Source organism: Microbulbifer maximicatervae (SeqCode) (genome assembly GCF_052467695.1).
The window spans coordinates 2,448,322-2,464,835 of the sequence record NZ_CP174320.1 but is presented as its reverse complement, the minus strand read 5'-3'; the positions used below and the strand labels follow the sequence as shown (position 1 = coordinate 2,464,835).

At 52.3% G+C, this 16,514-nt stretch carries 13 protein-coding genes; 5 read left to right on the top strand and 8 right to left on the bottom strand.

From position 1 onward, the window contains the following. The first annotated feature begins 202 nt into the window (after window positions 1-202). Window positions 203-1,366 carry an acyl-CoA desaturase gene (locus ACJJI8_RS10815; protein ID WP_444935042.1) on the top strand — a complete coding sequence of 388 codons (1,164 nt, stop codon included), beginning with the start codon at window positions 203-205 and terminating at the stop codon, window positions 1,364-1,366. Between the two features lie 59 nt (window positions 1,367-1,425). On the opposite strand, the gene ACJJI8_RS10810 is transcribed toward ACJJI8_RS10815, so the two are convergent. The 6 genes from ACJJI8_RS10810 to ACJJI8_RS10785 form a co-directional block, all read right to left on the bottom strand. After that, the gene (locus tag ACJJI8_RS10810; protein ID WP_444892899.1) at window positions 1,426-2,421 is read right to left on the bottom strand and encodes an alpha-L-glutamate ligase-like protein; all 996 of its coding nucleotides are present in this window, start codon (window positions 2,419-2,421) and stop codon (window positions 1,426-1,428) included. A gap of 8 nt (window positions 2,422-2,429) precedes the next feature. Then, window positions 2,430-3,962: an inactive transglutaminase family protein gene (locus ACJJI8_RS10805; RefSeq protein ID WP_108731979.1), complete on the bottom strand. Its 1,533-nt coding sequence runs from the start codon at window positions 3,960-3,962 to the stop codon at window positions 2,430-2,432. A 55-nt stretch (window positions 3,963-4,017) separates the two neighbouring features. After that, window positions 4,018-4,701, bottom strand: coding sequence for an ATP-dependent zinc protease family protein (locus tag ACJJI8_RS10800; RefSeq protein WP_444935041.1), 684 nt, complete (start codon window positions 4,699-4,701; stop codon window positions 4,018-4,020). A gap of 232 nt (window positions 4,702-4,933) precedes the next feature. Continuing rightward, the gene (locus tag ACJJI8_RS10795) at window positions 4,934-5,257 is read right to left on the bottom strand and encodes a YqcC family protein (RefSeq protein ID WP_282934088.1); all 324 of its coding nucleotides are present in this window, start codon (window positions 5,255-5,257) and stop codon (window positions 4,934-4,936) included. 91 nt (window positions 5,258-5,348) lie between these two features. Next, window positions 5,349-7,484, bottom strand: coding sequence for an ATP-dependent DNA helicase DinG (gene dinG / locus ACJJI8_RS10790; RefSeq protein WP_444935040.1), 2,136 nt, complete (start codon window positions 7,482-7,484; stop codon window positions 5,349-5,351). A gap of 92 nt (window positions 7,485-7,576) precedes the next feature. Further along, the gene (locus ACJJI8_RS10785; RefSeq protein ID WP_444935039.1) at window positions 7,577-8,746 is read right to left on the bottom strand and encodes a 1-acyl-sn-glycerol-3-phosphate acyltransferase; all 1,170 of its coding nucleotides are present in this window, start codon (window positions 8,744-8,746) and stop codon (window positions 7,577-7,579) included. 313 nt (window positions 8,747-9,059) lie between these two features. Here ACJJI8_RS10785 and nhaC point away from each other — a divergent pair, with 313 nt between their 5' ends. The 4 genes from nhaC to pgi all read left to right on the top strand — a co-directional run bounded on the left by nhaC (window position 9,060) and on the right by pgi (window position 14,197). Beyond that, entirely contained in the window at window positions 9,060-10,526 is a 1,467-nt protein-coding gene (gene nhaC / locus ACJJI8_RS10780; protein WP_413665846.1) for a Na+/H+ antiporter NhaC, read from the top strand. 19 nt (window positions 10,527-10,545) lie between these two features. Then, on the top strand, window positions 10,546-11,592 hold the full coding sequence (locus ACJJI8_RS10775) for a DUF3549 family protein (protein ID WP_444935038.1): 1,047 nt from the start codon (window positions 10,546-10,548) through the stop codon (window positions 11,590-11,592). A 464-nt stretch (window positions 11,593-12,056) separates the two neighbouring features. Further along, window positions 12,057-12,251: a hypothetical protein gene (locus ACJJI8_RS10770; protein WP_157533369.1), complete on the top strand. Its 195-nt coding sequence runs from the start codon at window positions 12,057-12,059 to the stop codon at window positions 12,249-12,251. A 320-nt stretch (window positions 12,252-12,571) separates the two neighbouring features. Continuing rightward, entirely contained in the window at window positions 12,572-14,197 is a 1,626-nt protein-coding gene (gene pgi, locus ACJJI8_RS10765; protein ID WP_444935037.1) for a glucose-6-phosphate isomerase, read from the top strand. Window positions 14,198-14,258: 61 nt separating this feature from the next. Here pgi and ACJJI8_RS10760 read toward each other — a convergent pair whose 3' ends face one another. Next, on the bottom strand, window positions 14,259-15,023 hold the full coding sequence (locus ACJJI8_RS10760; RefSeq protein WP_413664548.1) for a slipin family protein: 765 nt from the start codon (window positions 15,021-15,023) through the stop codon (window positions 14,259-14,261). 63 nt (window positions 15,024-15,086) lie between these two features. Then, on the bottom strand, window positions 15,087-16,493 hold the full coding sequence (locus ACJJI8_RS10755) for an NfeD family protein (protein WP_444935036.1): 1,407 nt from the start codon (window positions 16,491-16,493) through the stop codon (window positions 15,087-15,089). Window positions 16,494-16,514 lie beyond the last annotated feature (21 nt).

The following is a 16,514-nucleotide window of genomic DNA, read 5'->3' as shown; positions in this document are numbered from 1 at the left end:
AGCGTTTTTTAAGGCCTTAGCTTTCATACTCCAACGCTTCTGTGGAATAGCGAACCAATGCGATCCTTTAGATAGCCAAAATGCACCAAAACAATGCACTCAAGTAAAGAGCTACGAAGAAAAAGTAAAATCTGGCCAAAAGAAATACTTCCACCCCTCTCTCAAAATAGTCATGGGCAATCCTCAATAAAGGGGGCCTGCTATGAATGCAACTCCTCTAAGTTCCAGCAATCAGCGAAAACGTTTTTGGATTCCCACAATTTTATTTGCCAGCACAGGTTTGTTAGCGCTCACCGCAGTACCGATTTATGGATTTGTCTACGGATACCACTGGTATCAATGGCTTGCATTTGCCATTTTTGGTGCACTTTGCAGCTTCTCCATAGCAGCAGGAAATCACCGGCTGTGGTCGCACAAAAGCTACGAAGCCCACTGGTCAATTCGGCTTTTATTTATTTTATTCAGTGCAGCAGCCATGCAAAACACCACTTTAAATTGGTGTGCAAGCCATAGATACCACCACCAATTTATCGACGATAACAATCGAGACCCATATTCAGCAGGGCGCGGCTTCTGGTTCTCCCATATCGACTGGATGATGCACGAATATCCCAGCAGTTATCTCGATTACAAAAATGTTAAGGATCTTCAAAGGGACAAGTTGGTAATGTGGCAACACAATAACTATGTTCCCATCATTATTGCCATGAACCTTGGCCTACCTATAATCTTGGGGATCATTACTGGAGACGTTCTCGGTATGGTTTTGCTGGCCGGAGTATTGCGCCTTGTGGTTAATCATCACACGACTTTTATGATTAACTCATTTGGGCATTTATGGGGCCGGCGCCCCTATAAGGAATCAATCAGCGCAAGAGATAACGCTTTCCTCAACCTATTTGTATTTGGCGAGGGTTATCACAATTATCACCACACCTTTCAGATAGATTATCGAAGTGGTATTCGCTGGTTCCAGTATGACCCTACCAAATGGTTGATCAAATCATTGAGCCTTGTTGGACTCACCTATAATTTAAGGGTTGCCCCACCTATTCAGATCCAAAAAGTAAAGGTAGAGCAGCTTTTCAAACAAGCCAGGGAGAAAATTGAAAAGATTAAAGATAAAGAGAGCTGGCAAGAGATTCTGGAAAGTGAGGCTCGTGGATTCGCCAAGTTATTGAAGAACTGGAAATCCCTTCAATTTTTACGCCGTGGAGAAAAACACGGTCAGCCACCCAGCGAGTGGGAACTCACTTCGATCCAAACGAAAATCCAAGAACTTGAATATGGACTCAAAATGCAAGGAAAGCGGCTAAAAACTCTAATTGAAAAAATTCGACCAATCGAAGGGGCGACCACCCCCTAACCAGGCAATAGGTATTGCTTTGCAAGATAATAAAATCGATAAACTATTAGCGGACTTTCCTAGTCGCTAGCAAATTTGCGCATGGAAAATGCCACCCGTTCATCCACATTTTTCCTGAACATTTCTTCATCAAATTTTTCGATAAAGCCCAAGCGCTCGCGCAAGCCAACACCATTGGCGATTTGGATTGCCAATCCCGGGCGCGCATTAGCCTCCAATAAGAGGGGGCCACGTTCACGATCCAGGACAATGTCACAGCCTAAATAACCCAGCCCAGTCATTTCGTAACAGCTTGCCGCCAAGCGGACCAACTCGTACCAACCCGGTACCTGCAATGCATCGAAAGGCACTTCAGTATCCGGGTGCTGGTCAATTCGCAACCCGCGCATTACCGCATGACAACTTTTGCCCGTGGCCAGGTCGATACCAACACCTACAGCGCCCTGGTGCAAATTGGCTTTACCATCTGAGGCGTGGGTTGAGCAGCGCAGCATGGCCATCACCGGATAACCGCGAAAAACAATAACCCGCACATCAGGCACACCCTCAACAGAGTAGCGATCGAAGACCGGGTCAAAGTCCACCAGGGCCTCCACCATCACCCTGTCGGGTTTGCCACCGAGACTGTATAGGCCGCTGTGAATATTGCTCACGTGCCGCAAGATATCCAGCGCATCAATTTCAGCACCGGATATCTTTTTATATTTGTCGCCATTGCGACCGGCAATAACGAGAATACCTTTACCACCCGAGCCCCGTGCCGGCTTGATTACAAACTGCCATAGAGGGTCAATCACCTCCATAACTCGCTTGCGGCTGGCAGGGCTTTCAAATGCCTCGATCAACTCGGGCACAGGAATTCCCGCTTTTTTAGCCGCGCGCTTAGTGTTTAGCTTGTCGTCGACGATGGGATATTTTTTGCGATCGTTGTAGCGCGCAATATAGTCAATATTACGCGCGTTCATCCCTAACACCCCCATGCGGCGCAGGGTCAGCGGAGATACCACTCCGCCGCGAACTTTATTGAAGATATGCTTAACTGAAAACTGCAGCATAACACCCCCTAGCGAACCAGCGGACGGAAACGCATCAACTCACTGAGTCGATATCCGGTGTAGTTGCCCACCACCAGAATAAAGGCCAGCAATACCAACAGTAACTCGGGGAAGTTGAACGTCCAATGCTCAATATAGCGGTTGGTCATTACCCACCAAGCCAGTATCGCCACTAACAAACTGCCCCCGGACTGTACCACCACCTCGTAGGGGCCATCCTCCTCCCACACAATCGACATACGCTCGATAGTCCAGGCAAGGATAATCATCGGGAAGAATGTCACTGTGAGAGCCTGCTCAATGCCCAGCTTATAGCTGACCACACTGATTGCCCCCATTATTATCACCACCGTCACCACGACGGCGGCGATCCTCGACACCAATAGCAAATTGAGCCTACTGAGATAGAACCTCACCCAAAGGCCGAGGATCAGGATCAAAGTAAAAATGGCTAAACCGGTAATCAACTGGGTTTCGATAAAGGCAATTGCCAGCAGTACCGGCATAAAGGTACCGGAGGTGCGCAGGCCCACGAATACACGCAGCAGCACCACCACCAGGGCCCCTACAGGGACCAGCAGGATCAGCTTGAAAATACTCTGCTGCTCAATGGGCAAACTGTAGATCGAGAAATCCACCAGCGCATCTTTCTCATCCTTGGTGCTGCGCATAGAGACATCGCGAGCTGGGACATCATTGGCAATCACAGAGAAGGTCACTTGGGAGTTACGACCGCCCTCAAGATCCAAAAGACTCTTGCCACCGCGCTGCCAAATAAAGAAATTTTCCGGCACACCAGGCTGGCCACTGCTGGGTTCAAACACGATCCAACGCTTGCCATCATAGACCTCAAGCAGATCTTCTGGAGATAGTCGACGTCGATCATCCTCCAGGTAGAGGCCGCGAATACGGTGGGCGGGGATATCGGCTGTCGCCAGTACAAGCAAAGCGACATCTACAAAAGAGCGGTCGGCGTAATGGCGGAAGATCAGGTTGCGATCCTGATTTTCATCGTCATTCAGTTCGAATAGTAACTGGGTAGTTAGAGATTCCACATCGGAAGAGCGCTCACGGGCCTGTTCAACCAGGGAGTAAATCGCCAAGCGTACCGCTTCTTGCTCACGGGCCCCCAGGAAGGGTTTTTGTATCTCAGTGCTCAGATCCAGAGGCTGCGCCAGCGCAGCACCGGGACGCTGGTAGACATCCAGCTGATAGAAGAGAGATTGGGGGCCTCTTGCGGCCCGGCGAGACCAAATGGCCCGATAGGCATCATCTTCTCTCGCGATATAGAAACCAAAACCGGAGGAACTGAAGGTCTCCCCCAGTATTTCCATATTGCGCTGTTCGCGCGGGAGGGTCAGTGCGGCCTTTACCGGACCGCCATCGGCATCGAAACCCACTTTTGCTTCGATAGTCCACACGGTGCGGTACTCACCCGGCAACAGCGGAAAACCCAACTCAAGGTTTTTATAGGCGGTCAGGCCTGCTCCTACCAATGCGAGTAACGCCGCAATTACATAAACTTGGACACGCGGCGACATTCGCCATTCCCCGTAACTCTGAGGTCCCAATTAGGAACCCAATTGGATAACTGGCCTATTTAACCCCGTCTATTTGGGGTTGGCCCTGGACATTGCGCCGGCTCACATCGACAACAGCGGCATCTTTGAGGAAGTTGCGTCCCAGCAGCATCAATAAATCAGAGCCGCCCTCATCGGTCAGGTTAACTTCGACTTGGTGGGTTATACGCCCAACGGTCAGGTTAAGCTCCACTACCGGCCTGCGCTGATTATCAAAGCCCAGGCGCTCCACTCGAACATGGCGTTTTATCGGCAGCTCTACCGAAACCGGGTCCATTTTGCTCGACTGAACAATCTGGAACCTGATCCAGTCCCTGCCATCCCGCTCGAACGGAGTCAGCTTCCTGACCCGCAGTGTGGAGGTTGGTGAACCTGTATCGACAACGGATTCCAGGATCAGGCCGGGAGGCTCTATGGCCACTTCTTCTACCGATCCCAAAACCAACTTATCTTTGGCAACGGGCACTTCGACTACTTTTTCTACAGTTCGTTCGATTACCCGCTCAACAACCTTCACTTCCGGTTCCGCACAAATCACTTCCGCAGGCTCTGGGCACTGCATCGCAGAATCTGGTGATTCTACCGGTGGTGCATCTTCCGCTGGTTGAGCGGCCCTGTCCCGCCCCGGATACATCAGTGACTCACAACCGGCGAGCACCGAAAGCGTCAACATTAACCACAGAAGGGAAAATCTCTGCATACCGACCAATTACCTCAAGCCCCATTAGCAATGCCATTCGGACCGCTACAAACGCGCGGTGTTCGCTTATCTGACGGAGAAATTGCTCTCCGCCTCAGGCAAAAGGTCGATATTAGCTCATGAGCGCGGCCACTGCACAGCGATGTCCGCCGAGTCGCGGGACTCAACACTAACAATGTGACATGCCGCCCAGAGTGATTGAGAGTACTGGGCTCAGGGAATCAGAAGCTGGTTAGCCCTGCTGCAGGCGCTGGTCGATAGTTTCCAAAATAGCCAGCAGTGCCGCAGCATCATCCCGCCCCTTGAAGAACTCTTCGGCAACCGGAGCAATACCACACTGGCCCGGTAGGGGCATCTCCCCTTCAATCAGGACCTGCATACGCGGCAAAAAAATAAATTGAAGCCACTGGGGCAAGGTCAAAGTATCCACACAAAATGGCTCGGTGCTGGCCAGGGCTTCTGCGGGTGGCGCATTATCCTGCCAAACCTGCAGGCTGCGCAGTTCAGATTCAAGGAACAGGAGCTGATCAGCGATTTCAGAATAAATAGGTTGCATAACTCATAGAACCTTCACATTTACAGCCGTGATAATACGCAATAGCCACCTGCCCAATCTGAGTAACAGCGCAAATACGACTAAAGATTTTCTAAATTTTTCGATTAAAGGGCGGCAGTGAATTGAGTATTGCCTGACCATAGCGACGGGTAACCACCCGGCGATCCAGCAAAGTGACTGTGCCGCTGTCCCCTTCTGCCCGCAGTAAGCGCCCGCAGGCCTGCACCAATTTTAGGGCTGCATCCGGCACTGTGATTTGCATAAACGGATTGCCGCCCTTAGCTTCAATCCACTCCGCCAGCGCCGCCTCAATCGGATCATCGGGCACCGCGAAAGGCAGTTTTGCAATAACCACGTGGCGGCAGTAGTCACCAGGCAAGTCCAATCCCTCGGCAAAACTTGCAAGCCCGAACAGAATACTGCTGCCACCGCCATCGATAATCTCACGGTGGCTATCCAGCAACTGCTGGCGGGATTGCTGCCCCTGCATCAGGATTCGGTTGCGCCAGGTACCAGGGAGCGCCTCGTAAACCGTCTCCATCTGGCGCCGGGAGGAAAACAGTACCAGAGCGCCACCCTCCCCTTTCAGCAGGTCTGGCAACGCATCGATAATGGCGTCTGTGTGTTGCTCTGCATTGCCCGCATCCACAGCTTCCGGGGGCACTTGCAATGTTGCACGGGAAAAATCGAAAGGACTCGGCACCACCTGATAGCTGGCATTGTCGGGAGTACCGGCACGCATTTGCAAACGATCAAATTTCCCCAGGGCTGTGAGTGTGGCCGAAGTCAGTACCGCGCCGTAGCAGCGGCGCCACAGGCTGTACTCCAGGGTTTTGCCTGCGAGTATCGGTGAGCTGCATACCTCAAAATCTGTGGAGCCGCCCCAGTCCACCAGGGTGACCCAGCGCGCCTGGGGCAATGCGCCATCAGCATCGGCACGGGCGTAATTCGCCCACAACAGAAGATTGGCCTCAGCGCGCCCATGCCAACTGCCCAACTGGGGGTACCAGCGCTCCAGATCTGCCAGGGGTACCGGCGAGTGGCCGTCCTCCATCATGCGTTGGGCGGTCTGCAACATCTTGCTGAGCAGGCTTTCCAACTCATCAAAGTCTTCCCGCAGCTTTTCCGCCAGCTGCGACATGGAATCGGGGATTACCCCACCTTCAAAGCGATGGCGGATGGTATTGCCCCGCTCATCTTCAAATTCACACAGCTCTTCAATCAGCGGCCACATCTGCTCCAACCCCTGCTTGGCAGAGGTGAGAACCGCCGGCAGCTGCTCGCCGCAGCGGTCGATCTGGGCGCCATCACCAATCTCACCCAGCATCTGCCCCAAGGCCTTATTGGTTTGATCCAACCAACCGGTGGAAGCCCCTACGCGACTGTGGTGAGAGAAATGATTGAGAGCCTTTTCCGGTAGATGGTGGGCTTCATCAAGTACATAAATAGTCTCTTCCGGGGGCGGAAGAATCGCGCCACCACCCAGGGCCAGGTCCGCCAGCAACAGGTCGTGGTTAGCAACTATCACCTGTGTCTTGCCCAGGCTCTCTCGCGCTCGGAAGAAGCTGCAATTAGTGACATGGGGGCAGCGGCGGCCACTGCATTGGCGATGGTCAGTGGTAACCCGACTCCAATCATCCGTCTCGATCGTATCCGGCCAGTTATCCCGATCGCCATCCCAGGTACCCGATGTCAGGCTATCCGTCATCTTTTGGTAGAGAGCGACACTCTCCGCTTCCACCTGCGGGAGTTCATCTTCATAGAGACCAAGGGAAAGGCCGGTGCCGGAGGCAGAAAAGCTGGACAAGAGTTGATCCAACTTGGATAGGCAGAGATAGCGGCCACGCCCCTTCGCCAGGGCAAACTCAAATTTGAGCCCGCTGTGGCGAGCAACTTCTGGCAGGTCCTTGTGGATAATCTGTTCCTGCAGGGCCACCGTGGCGGTGGATATCACCAGGGTCTTGTCCTGGGCCTGGGCCAGGGGAATAGAGGCGAGAAGGTAAGCTACGGTTTTACCGGTACCCGTACCCGCTTCAACCACACAGATATGCTCGCCATCAGTCTTGTCGCTATCGCGCTCACCACTGGCATTCTGGGCGATGGAACCCAGGGAGCGGGCAATGGCGGCTACCATCAGCTTCTGCCCATAGCGGGCTTTCAGCCCTCGGCCGGACAGAAATTGGCTATAGGCGCCCTGAATGGCGCTTTTGTGTTTTTCGTTGAGCACGGGGGTGAGGTCTATTCGCTAAGTGGCTGGCGCAGGGGGCGCTATTATCCACTAAGCGCCCTCTCCCCACCAGCTTCTGAACTCAGCGGGCCTTACTCATAGGCGAGGCGAGATACCACGGGATTGGCGTAGGCCTGAATAGCCTTGTCGCGCCAGCGCTCATCGACCCGAGCCATGCGCGCTTCAAACTTCTCCCGCTCTTCTTTATGTGCAGCGGGGTCCCAGGCTTTAGCCGGATATCCCACCGGTAATTGCGGAACCTCACCGTAAACCATCTCGTAGGCAATCATATTGGATGGATGCAATGTGTAGTTGCCGATAACTTGGCGATCTATTTCTTCAGCCAGGCTGTTTACATCGTTAAAATCACCTTCAATCGGCGTGCCGAAGGCGGCATGTACACGGCCTTTGTGACCGACAATGCCCTTACCAATCGAGGCCAAGTCCTCGTTTTTACCCTTCTTGTACTCGTCCTTGTGCTCGGTAACGTAAATTTCCTTGGCCTTCTGTGCATCACAGGGGTCCCATTCGTAGGAAATAGATACCGGAACAATATGCAACTTGCGCCAAAAATCGGCAAAGGGCGTTTCCCGGTCCTTAGTCATGGCGAACATGGCGCAGAGTGCTGGATTGGTGCGATCCAGGCCATCTTTGGCGCGCCCGGAACGCTGTGCGATCCACACATGCTCGTTATCGTTGACGATGGAGTGATAGATGTAATTGGACAACTGGGTTGCTGCCTGCAGCTTTTCCCGACGACTGCCAGAACTGCGCACCACGGTGAAGCACTTGTTCAACTTCATCAGGTCGCTGGCAAACTGCTTGCTGAGCAGGTTGTCTCCAATCGCAATGCGGGAGGTCTCATGCCCTTCGCGGAACATCGCCTGAATCATCAGCGCCGGGTCCATAGCGATGTCGCGGTGATTGCTGACAAACAGGCAGGCGCGATCCCTGGGCAGGGTGTCCAGACCAGAAATGCTCAGGCCGGAGGTGGTGCGCTTGATCACCTTCTCCATATATTTGCCGACAATCTCTTGAAGATCCCGCACATTGCGAACATTGCGGAGTTCAAAGCGCAGAAACTGACGTACCAACCAGGCGACGGTGCCCTCCAGCTGAGCCAGTTTGGGGACAAGGAAATGCGCAGCTGCGTGGGACATTTCCGGGTCGGCAATTAGCCTTTTGATAACCTCGCGCACTTCATCATCGCGATAGGGGCGCATATCCTCGAATTGAGAGGGGTCTAACTCACTTGCTCTCATGAAATACTACCTGTCGGGCCTGCCTCAGACGGCCCGCACTTATTTATTTTGCGGCTGGATCAGCCGGGACTACTGGGCGCAGAACATACCGGAAGCGTCGACGAACTGCCAGCACTGGACCCGACCAGATAGTTGACCGCAGTGATAAATCCGGTTTCGACGACCAAGTCAACGCCAAAATACAGCGATGGTGCGATGATACAAAGTGGACTTCACCGCCCCAAGCTATGAGAATAAGGCTATTAACCGCCGCCGACGGCAAAACAACGATAACGAATACGGCGCTAGCCACGCAGTCAAGCAGGAGTTCACCTTGTCTCAATCCAACCCCAGCTCAGAGCCGCGCGCTCCCAGCTTAACGGACGCCCTGATCCCTCTCGGGATTCTCGTCGCCCTGTTGTCACTATCCGTATATTTCTACGGTGCAGACTCCTCCTACGGTCCCAATCAAATAGCGCTACTGCTCTGTGCCTGTGTGGTTGCCTTGATGGGCATGAAGAACGGACACAGCTGGAACGACATGGAAGGTGGGATGCTCCATGGCATTGGCCTGGTATTTGGCGCTATTCTGATCCTGCTGTCTGTAGGTGCACTTATCGGTAGCTGGATTCTGGCCGGCACAGTGCCTTCAATGATCTATTACGGCGTGCAGATTCTATCGCCACAGTGGTTCTACGCCGCCAGCTGTATTATTTGTGCCGTAGTAGGACTGAGTATTGGCTCCAGCTGGACCACAGCGGGCACCTTAGGTGTGGCACTGATGGGAATTGCCGGCGCTCTGGGCCTATCCCTTGAGGTCACTGCCGGAGCCGTAATCTCTGGCGCCTACTTCGGCGATAAGATGTCTCCGCTATCTGACACTACCAACGTGGCCGCAGCGGTAACATCCAATGATCTGTTCCAGCATATTCGCCATATGATGTCCACAGCGATCCCGGCCTTCGCGATCGCCCTGGCGGTTTTCGCTTTCCTGGGTTTTACCTCTGAAGCCAGTTCTGCCTCCGCAACTGATATCGAATCATTGCTCACCGCCCTTAGCAGTGAGTTCAAAATTTCCCTGGTTAGCCTGCTGCCTTTGATCTTGTTGCTAGCAATGGCTTGGCGCAAAGTCCCCGCTTTCCCAACATTGATCATCGGCTCCCTGGTTGGCTGTGCCATCGCACTGATTTTCGAACCGGAAGCCGCCCGTCGCCTCGGTGGCGGTGAAGGTGCTTTAGCCCCGCTGAAGGGCGCCTGGTACAGTCTTTTCGACGGCTATAAGTCCACTTCCACCAACGAGAACGTGGCTGCATTGCTGTCCAAAGGCGGCATGAGCAGCATGCTCAACACTGTATGGCTGATCACCTCTGCCATGGCCTTCGGTGGTGCTATGGAGCGGGCCGGATTCCTACAGGTCATCGTCCAGGGCGTTTTGTCACTGGTTAAAACAGTGGGCGGCCTGGTAACCGCCACCGTATTCACCTGCTTTGGCATGAACCTGGCTGCTGGCGATCAGTACATGGCGATTATTATTCCGGGCCGCATGTTCCGCGAAGCCTTCAAGGAAAAGGGCCTTCACGGTCTTAACTTGTCCCGTACCCTTGAAGATTCCGGCACCATCACCTCGGTGCTGATTCCCTGGAATACCTGCGGGGCCTTTATGGCGGCAACGCTGGGTATTGCTACCTGGGAGTATCTGCCTTTTGCCCTATTCAATATTATCTGCCCTCTGTTGGCGATCGCCTATGGCTGGCTGCACTTTAAACAGAAGCCCATTTCTGTAGCGGCTACGGCATCTTAAGGAAATAGACAAAACCCCTATGAGTGAAAGCGGTACCCTAAGCGCCCTGATCGAGCAGGCTGACTTCAAATTGCGCTGGTTCGATCTGGGCCGGCGCTTACAGTCGGTTTCGAAATCCACTGCGGCATCCTTCGAAGCAGGTCTGGCTCCCTGGCCACACCCATACCTGCACCAGGCCTGGACGGGCCTGCTACTGCAACCGGCCGAGGGCGGTGAACCCATCGTCTGGTTCCTGCGCTTTCCGCTGGATGAGCAGGGCAAACTGCAACTTCAAGCCCGAGATGGGTTGCTTCGAGCGCTGGCACAGGAGCTCAAGCAGGGGCCCGCTTCTGAATCTGCAGCGCAGCTGGACCAGCTGCTGCAGCAAAGTGGCTTGCTGTTTACCCCGTCAACTGAGCGGCAGGCAGCATTCCACTCCCAAACAGCGCTTCTGCTGGGCCGCCAGCCCAGCGAACATTACGAGTCTGTCCTGCGCTATTTTGGCGACCCGGAAAATCACCGCTGGGACAACCTTGCGCTGCAAGGGATCGCCGATTTGGCTGCGCGCTGGGAAAAAGAAAGTACTTTGTTATTGCGCCAGATTGGCAAAGTCGCAGCTCCGGTTTTTATTAACCTTTGCCATTGCCTGGAAAACCAGCCGGTCGACCACCGTCTTGCGGCAGCCATTATTGAGCGAGCAGAGCAAGAACTGACCGCAAGCACACCGGATATCTCGGTGGCCGCTGCTGCGATCAGGGGTATCTCTCACTCACCAGCCAAAGGATTGCGACAGGCATTTATACAGTCACTTTTGATTGAAGATGCCAGCAACCGGAATAAAGAAGTTCTGGCCGCAATAGGCAGTCGCTGCGTCCAAGATTTGGAAGAGCAGGAACTGGCCGCACAGTGGGTTGGCAAACTGGCCGATGCCGCTGACCAGCAGACTTTTAACTTACTGCTTTCCGATTTAATGTTCATTCCGAAAGTGCGGATCGCCCTATTGAGTGCTCTCCGTGACCCGGCAAGAAAAGAAAGTCTCGCAGTAGCCTTTGGCAATTTTTTGCACGGACCCAAACCGACACACTGAAGGCCTAAAGATAACGCCTCAGCTGGTGCTCCCTCACCCATTAAAGCTACTTTCACGAGTGAGAATTTTTAACAGAAAAAACTCTTACTCGTGAAACCATTTTCTTTGCATCGCAAAAAAACTCCCCAATCCATCAAGCGGCATTGTCAGCCACAATAATAATTCTTAGAGTCTGCCTCAAAACTGGCGCGATCAGTTTCAGCGCGTAGATTAAACAACCGAAATTCACCATAAAAAATGGTCAGCACAAACCACATTTTTTAAAAAACCCCTTATTTAAGTAGTTTTTTAAAATAAATTGGCGCACCTCTTTTCATAACTTGATCATTGACAGACATTTAAACCCAACGCCTATTACACTCAAATAGGCGGTACCTTTGTAGAACAGATTTTACAAAGCTGACCAACAGGTGACGTTTTATTGGCTATGCTAATGGCTAACATCAACGGAAAGGAGTTAGGGGATGAATTTCACTCCAGCCAAGTACTTAATTGGAATTATCAGTGCACTGGTTCTTGCAGGTTGCTGTAGCCCTCCGGCACCTCCAGCTTACTGCCCACCCGGCGCTGAACAAATTCCTCTATCCATGGCTTGTCCTGCAGATGCCGACTGCTGGATGGCTTCCGACAGAGTGCGCTGCATGAAGGTGGTCAAGTAAAATCTTTTTCTTGCCCGACAGCGTGGTGATTCATACTAAATGAAGTTTTGACCAAATCACCGCTGACAGACACCCGATTTACAAAGCCTTATTTAGTATGGATCACCACAAAATGCCGCTCTAACGAGCGGCATTTGTCTTTCCCCACACAGTTCCTTATCTCGAAACATTCCCTGTAATAGACTGTGATGCCCGCGGCGCTGGCCCGGCAAAGAAAATGCCGTTAGCATTGCCGCCCAGAAATAATAAATAAAATTTGATTTGTGTACGTTTTAGCCAAGTGGCAATAAAAAGGCTCAGAAGAGAACAAACCGAATACCATGACTAGTGAAACCCTGGCTTTAAGCCGTGTAGCGGCAATCTCACGGTTGAAGTCCCATTTTGACCAACATAAGTGGTCCTTGAGAGAGCTGTTTGCAACGGATCCCCAAAGGACAGATAAGTTCAGCTCAGACGCAGCCGGAATCTATCTGGATTACAGTAAGAACCACTTGCGTGAAGACACCCTTAAGTTGCTGTTGGAATATGCAGAAGAGCAGGGTCTGAACAACCAAATTACTGCGCTAGTGAACGGGGCCATTGTCAACAATACCGAACACCGCCCTGCCCTGCACACCGCACTGCGATTTCAGGGGCAACCGAAAACTGAACAAGAGCGGGCGGTAAAAGATTGCCGCGAGCAAATGAAACAGTTTGCCGAATCGGTGCACAACCATAGCTGGCGCAGCTTCTCAGATAAACCGATCCGCCATATCGTGAATATCGGTATCGGCGGTTCCGACCTGGGTCCGCGCATGGCGGTAGAGGCCCTCAGTCCTTGGCACAAAGACTCTATCGATGTGCACTTTGTAGCAAATATCGATGGCGCAGACCTCAGTGATACCCTGGCAGGTATCGATGCGGAAGAAACCCTTTTTGTGATTGCTTCCAAATCCTTTTCTACTTTGGAAACCCGTGAAAATGCGCTGTCTGCACGTCGCTGGATATTGTCTGCCGGTTGCGATGAGTCACAATTAGCCAAACACTTTGTTGCGGTGAGCAGTAATATTACTGCTGCTCAGGATTTCGGAATTGCTCCTGAGAATATTTTCCCAATGTGGGATTGGGTGGGTGGTCGCTACTCACTCTGGTCTGCAATCGGCCTGCCCATAGTTCTCGCTTGTGGATATGAAGTTTTTGAACAGCTTCTGCAAGGCGCCAATGCAATGGACCAGCACTTCGCCACGGCTCCACTGGAATCCAATCTACCCGTACTGATGGCGTTGACCCAGTTCTGGTACCGCCAGTGCTGGCATACGACCAGCCATGTCGTGCTGCCCTACGCGCAGCGCCTGGCCCGATTCCCCGCCTGGTTACAGCAGCTGGATATGGAGAGCCTGGGTAAAAGTGTCGACAAGGACGGGCAGGCGCTGGGCTACCCCAGTGGCAGCGTTATCTGGGGCAGTGAGGGTACGAATGGCCAACACTCTTTCCACCAATTATTGCACCAGGGAACCGACCTTATTCCAGCAGACTTTATCGCAGTCAAGGAACCGACGTCTGAACTCCTCGAACAGCACCGCTGGCTGCAGGCCTGTTGTATTAGCCAGAGCCAGGCGCTACTGCGAGGCAAAAGCCTGCATGAGGCCCGCCAGGAGCTGGAAGAAGCTGGTCACACTCATCGTGAGGCCCACGCCCTAGCCCCACATAAAGTAATCCCTGGTAATCGCTCCAGCAACACCCTGATCCTGGAAAAGTTAGATCCTTTCCACCTGGGCTCGCTCCTGGCACTGTACGAGCACAAGGTCTACGTTGGCGGCTGCCTGCTGGGGATCAACCCCTTTGATCAGTGGGGCGTCGAACTTGGTAAGCAGTTGAGTTCAAAAATCCATAAGGCTGCCAAGGGTGAAATTCCTCAGGATGACTGGGATAGTTCAACCCGCAGCCTGATGAAAAAGCTGCTCTAAACTCTACAAAAAAGGCCGCACTAATTAGTGCGGCCTTTTTTGATCTTTGCTAAGGACATCGTTAACTGGATGCAGAGCCCCGCTTCAGCATTGGCTCAATTAGATCCAGTGGCAACGGAAATACAATTGTAGAGCTGTTATTTGCGCCGGCAATATCAATCATGGTTTGCATATATCGCAAAGTAATCGCGTTGGCATTTTTCGATAATTGATTCGCTGCCTCAGTCAGCTTTAAAGCCGCCTGCGCCTCCCCCTCTGCGTGTATAACTTTAGCCCGCCGCGCGCGCTCCGCCTCTGCCTGCTGTGCGATAGCCCGCACCATACTTTCATCAAGATCGATATGCTTAATCTCTACATTAGTAACTTTTACACCCCAGGCATCTGTTTGCTCATCGAGTATTTTTTGGATATCTACATTTAGCTTGTCTCGCTCACATAACATCTCATCCAGCTCGTGCTTACCCAGTACCGAACGCAATGTAGTTTGCGCTAACTGGCTTACAGCCTCGTGATAAAATTCCACATTAATAATTGCAGACTGTGGATTAATTACCCGGTAATAAACCACTGCGTTGACTTTTACTGAGACATTATCCCTGCTGATAACATCCTGGGTGGGTACGTCCATCACCACAGTGCGCAGATCCACGCGCTCCATAGTTTGAACAATGGGAATGATTATAATCAGTCCTGGCCCTTTCACTGTTTGGAAACGCCCCAGGAAAAATACCACTGCGCGCTCATACTCCCGCAAAATACGAATGGCATACATCAGTAGCAGTATGAGTGCGACTACCAGTATCCCAAAAAAATAACTGAGCATCATTAGACTCTCCTTAATCCCACCTTAACTGTTGAGCGCTGTCATTAGCTCAATTGATTGCCCTACCTATTCCACCTCTACCCGTAAAACCATGCCGTGTTGGGCCACTACTCTAACTTTCTGACCCACCTTCAGAGGCTGGTTACAGGTCGCCTGCCAAATCTCTCCATCGAGATGCACCAAGATCTCTGCGTCCTTAACTTCGCTTACCACCGCAGAGCGACCCACAAAAGCCTGGTCTGCCGGGACTTTCGGCTGGCGTAAACTGCGTCCAACAGCGGTCAACAACATCAATAAAAAAACACCACTTACACCGGCAATAGCCCCAATCAGCTGTTTGGAAACCTGCATTCCCGGCACATCACTATCAATAAGCATTACAGAGCCAATCACCAATGCAACAATTCCGCCGATCCCCAGGGCACCAAAACTCGGCATGAAAACCTCTGCCACAATCAGCAATGCGCCAACAATAATTAATGCAAGACCAGCGTAATTAATCGGTAAAACTTGCAAGGCATAAAATGCCAGAAGCAGGCAGATAACACCAACAATCCCGGGAACAAAAGCACCGGGGCTATAACCCTCAAAAATAAGCCCATAAATACCCACCAATAACAAAATATAGGCCACTTGAGGATTGGTAATCAGGGCCAGTAATTCATTGCGCCAATCCGGCTCGTAACTTTCACTTTGCAACTCGGCAATATTTTCCGGAATCGTATAATCACCGGTATCGAGTAATACTTTTCGACCGGCAACCTGGCGCAATAAATCGTCATCATTATCCGCAACAATATCGATAACATTCATTTTTAACGCTTCCGGAGCTGTCAGGGTCGCTGCTTCGCGTACAGCTTTTTCCGCCCAGTCTGCATTGCGCCCATGGCGCTGTGCCAACCCTCGGATAAACGCGACAGAGTCATTAACGACTTTGCGCTCCATGGCCGTTCCCGCAAGCGGTTTTTCTTTTTCTTCATCCTCTCCGTCTTCCGCCTTTTCTTTTTTCTCTTCCTCCTGCTTTCCTCCCGGCATAGGTGTGCCCTGAGGTCCGCCAATCTGCACTGGCGTAGCCGCTCCCAAGGTGGTAGCAGGAGCCATAGCGGCGATCTGGCTGGCATAAAGAATATAAGTTCCCGCACTGGCAGCGCGCGCGCCGGAGGGGTAAACGTAGGTGGCAATAGGGATAGGAGACGCAAGGATATGTTGGATGATATCTCGTGAGGCAGCATCCAACCCCCCAGGAGTATCCAGGTGCAGAATCACCAACTCGGCGCCCTGGTCCACAGCCTCCTGCGTGGCCCGCTTGAAATAATCAGTCGTCGCGGGACCTATGGCGCCATCAATTTTGAGTATGGCTACATGGGGAAAGGGCTCTTCCTGGGCGGCACTTTTACACACAAAAAAGCTGAGCAGCAGCGCCAGGAAAACCAAGCTGCGAAAGAACAAAACGGGCGAATTCTGCTTCGACATGCATCCATCCCTGATGCGACA

Coding starts and splice junctions, on each gene's coding strand:
- ACJJI8_RS10815 (WP_444935042.1), top strand. CDS start 203: ATGAATGCAACTCCTCTAAGTTCCAGCAATCAGCGAAAACGTTTTTGG.
- ACJJI8_RS10810 (WP_444892899.1), bottom strand. CDS start 2,421: ATGCTGCAGTTTTCAGTTAAGCATATCTTCAATAAAGTTCGCGGCGGA.
- ACJJI8_RS10805 (WP_108731979.1), bottom strand. CDS start 3,962: ATGTCGCCGCGTGTCCAAGTTTATGTAATTGCGGCGTTACTCGCATTG.
- ACJJI8_RS10800 (WP_444935041.1), bottom strand. CDS start 4,701: ATGCAGAGATTTTCCCTTCTGTGGTTAATGTTGACGCTTTCGGTGCTC.
- ACJJI8_RS10795 (WP_282934088.1), bottom strand. CDS start 5,257: ATGCAACCTATTTATTCTGAAATCGCTGATCAGCTCCTGTTCCTTGAA.
- ACJJI8_RS10785 (WP_444935039.1), bottom strand. CDS start 8,746: ATGAGAGCAAGTGAGTTAGACCCCTCTCAATTCGAGGATATGCGCCCC.
- ACJJI8_RS10775 (WP_444935038.1), top strand. CDS start 10,546: ATGAGTGAAAGCGGTACCCTAAGCGCCCTGATCGAGCAGGCTGACTTC.
- ACJJI8_RS10770 (WP_157533369.1), top strand. CDS start 12,057: ATGAATTTCACTCCAGCCAAGTACTTAATTGGAATTATCAGTGCACTG.
- pgi (WP_444935037.1), top strand. CDS start 12,572: ATGACTAGTGAAACCCTGGCTTTAAGCCGTGTAGCGGCAATCTCACGG.
- ACJJI8_RS10760 (WP_413664548.1), bottom strand. CDS start 15,023: ATGATGCTCAGTTATTTTTTTGGGATACTGGTAGTCGCACTCATACTG.
- ACJJI8_RS10755 (WP_444935036.1), bottom strand. CDS start 16,493: ATGTCGAAGCAGAATTCGCCCGTTTTGTTCTTTCGCAGCTTGGTTTTC.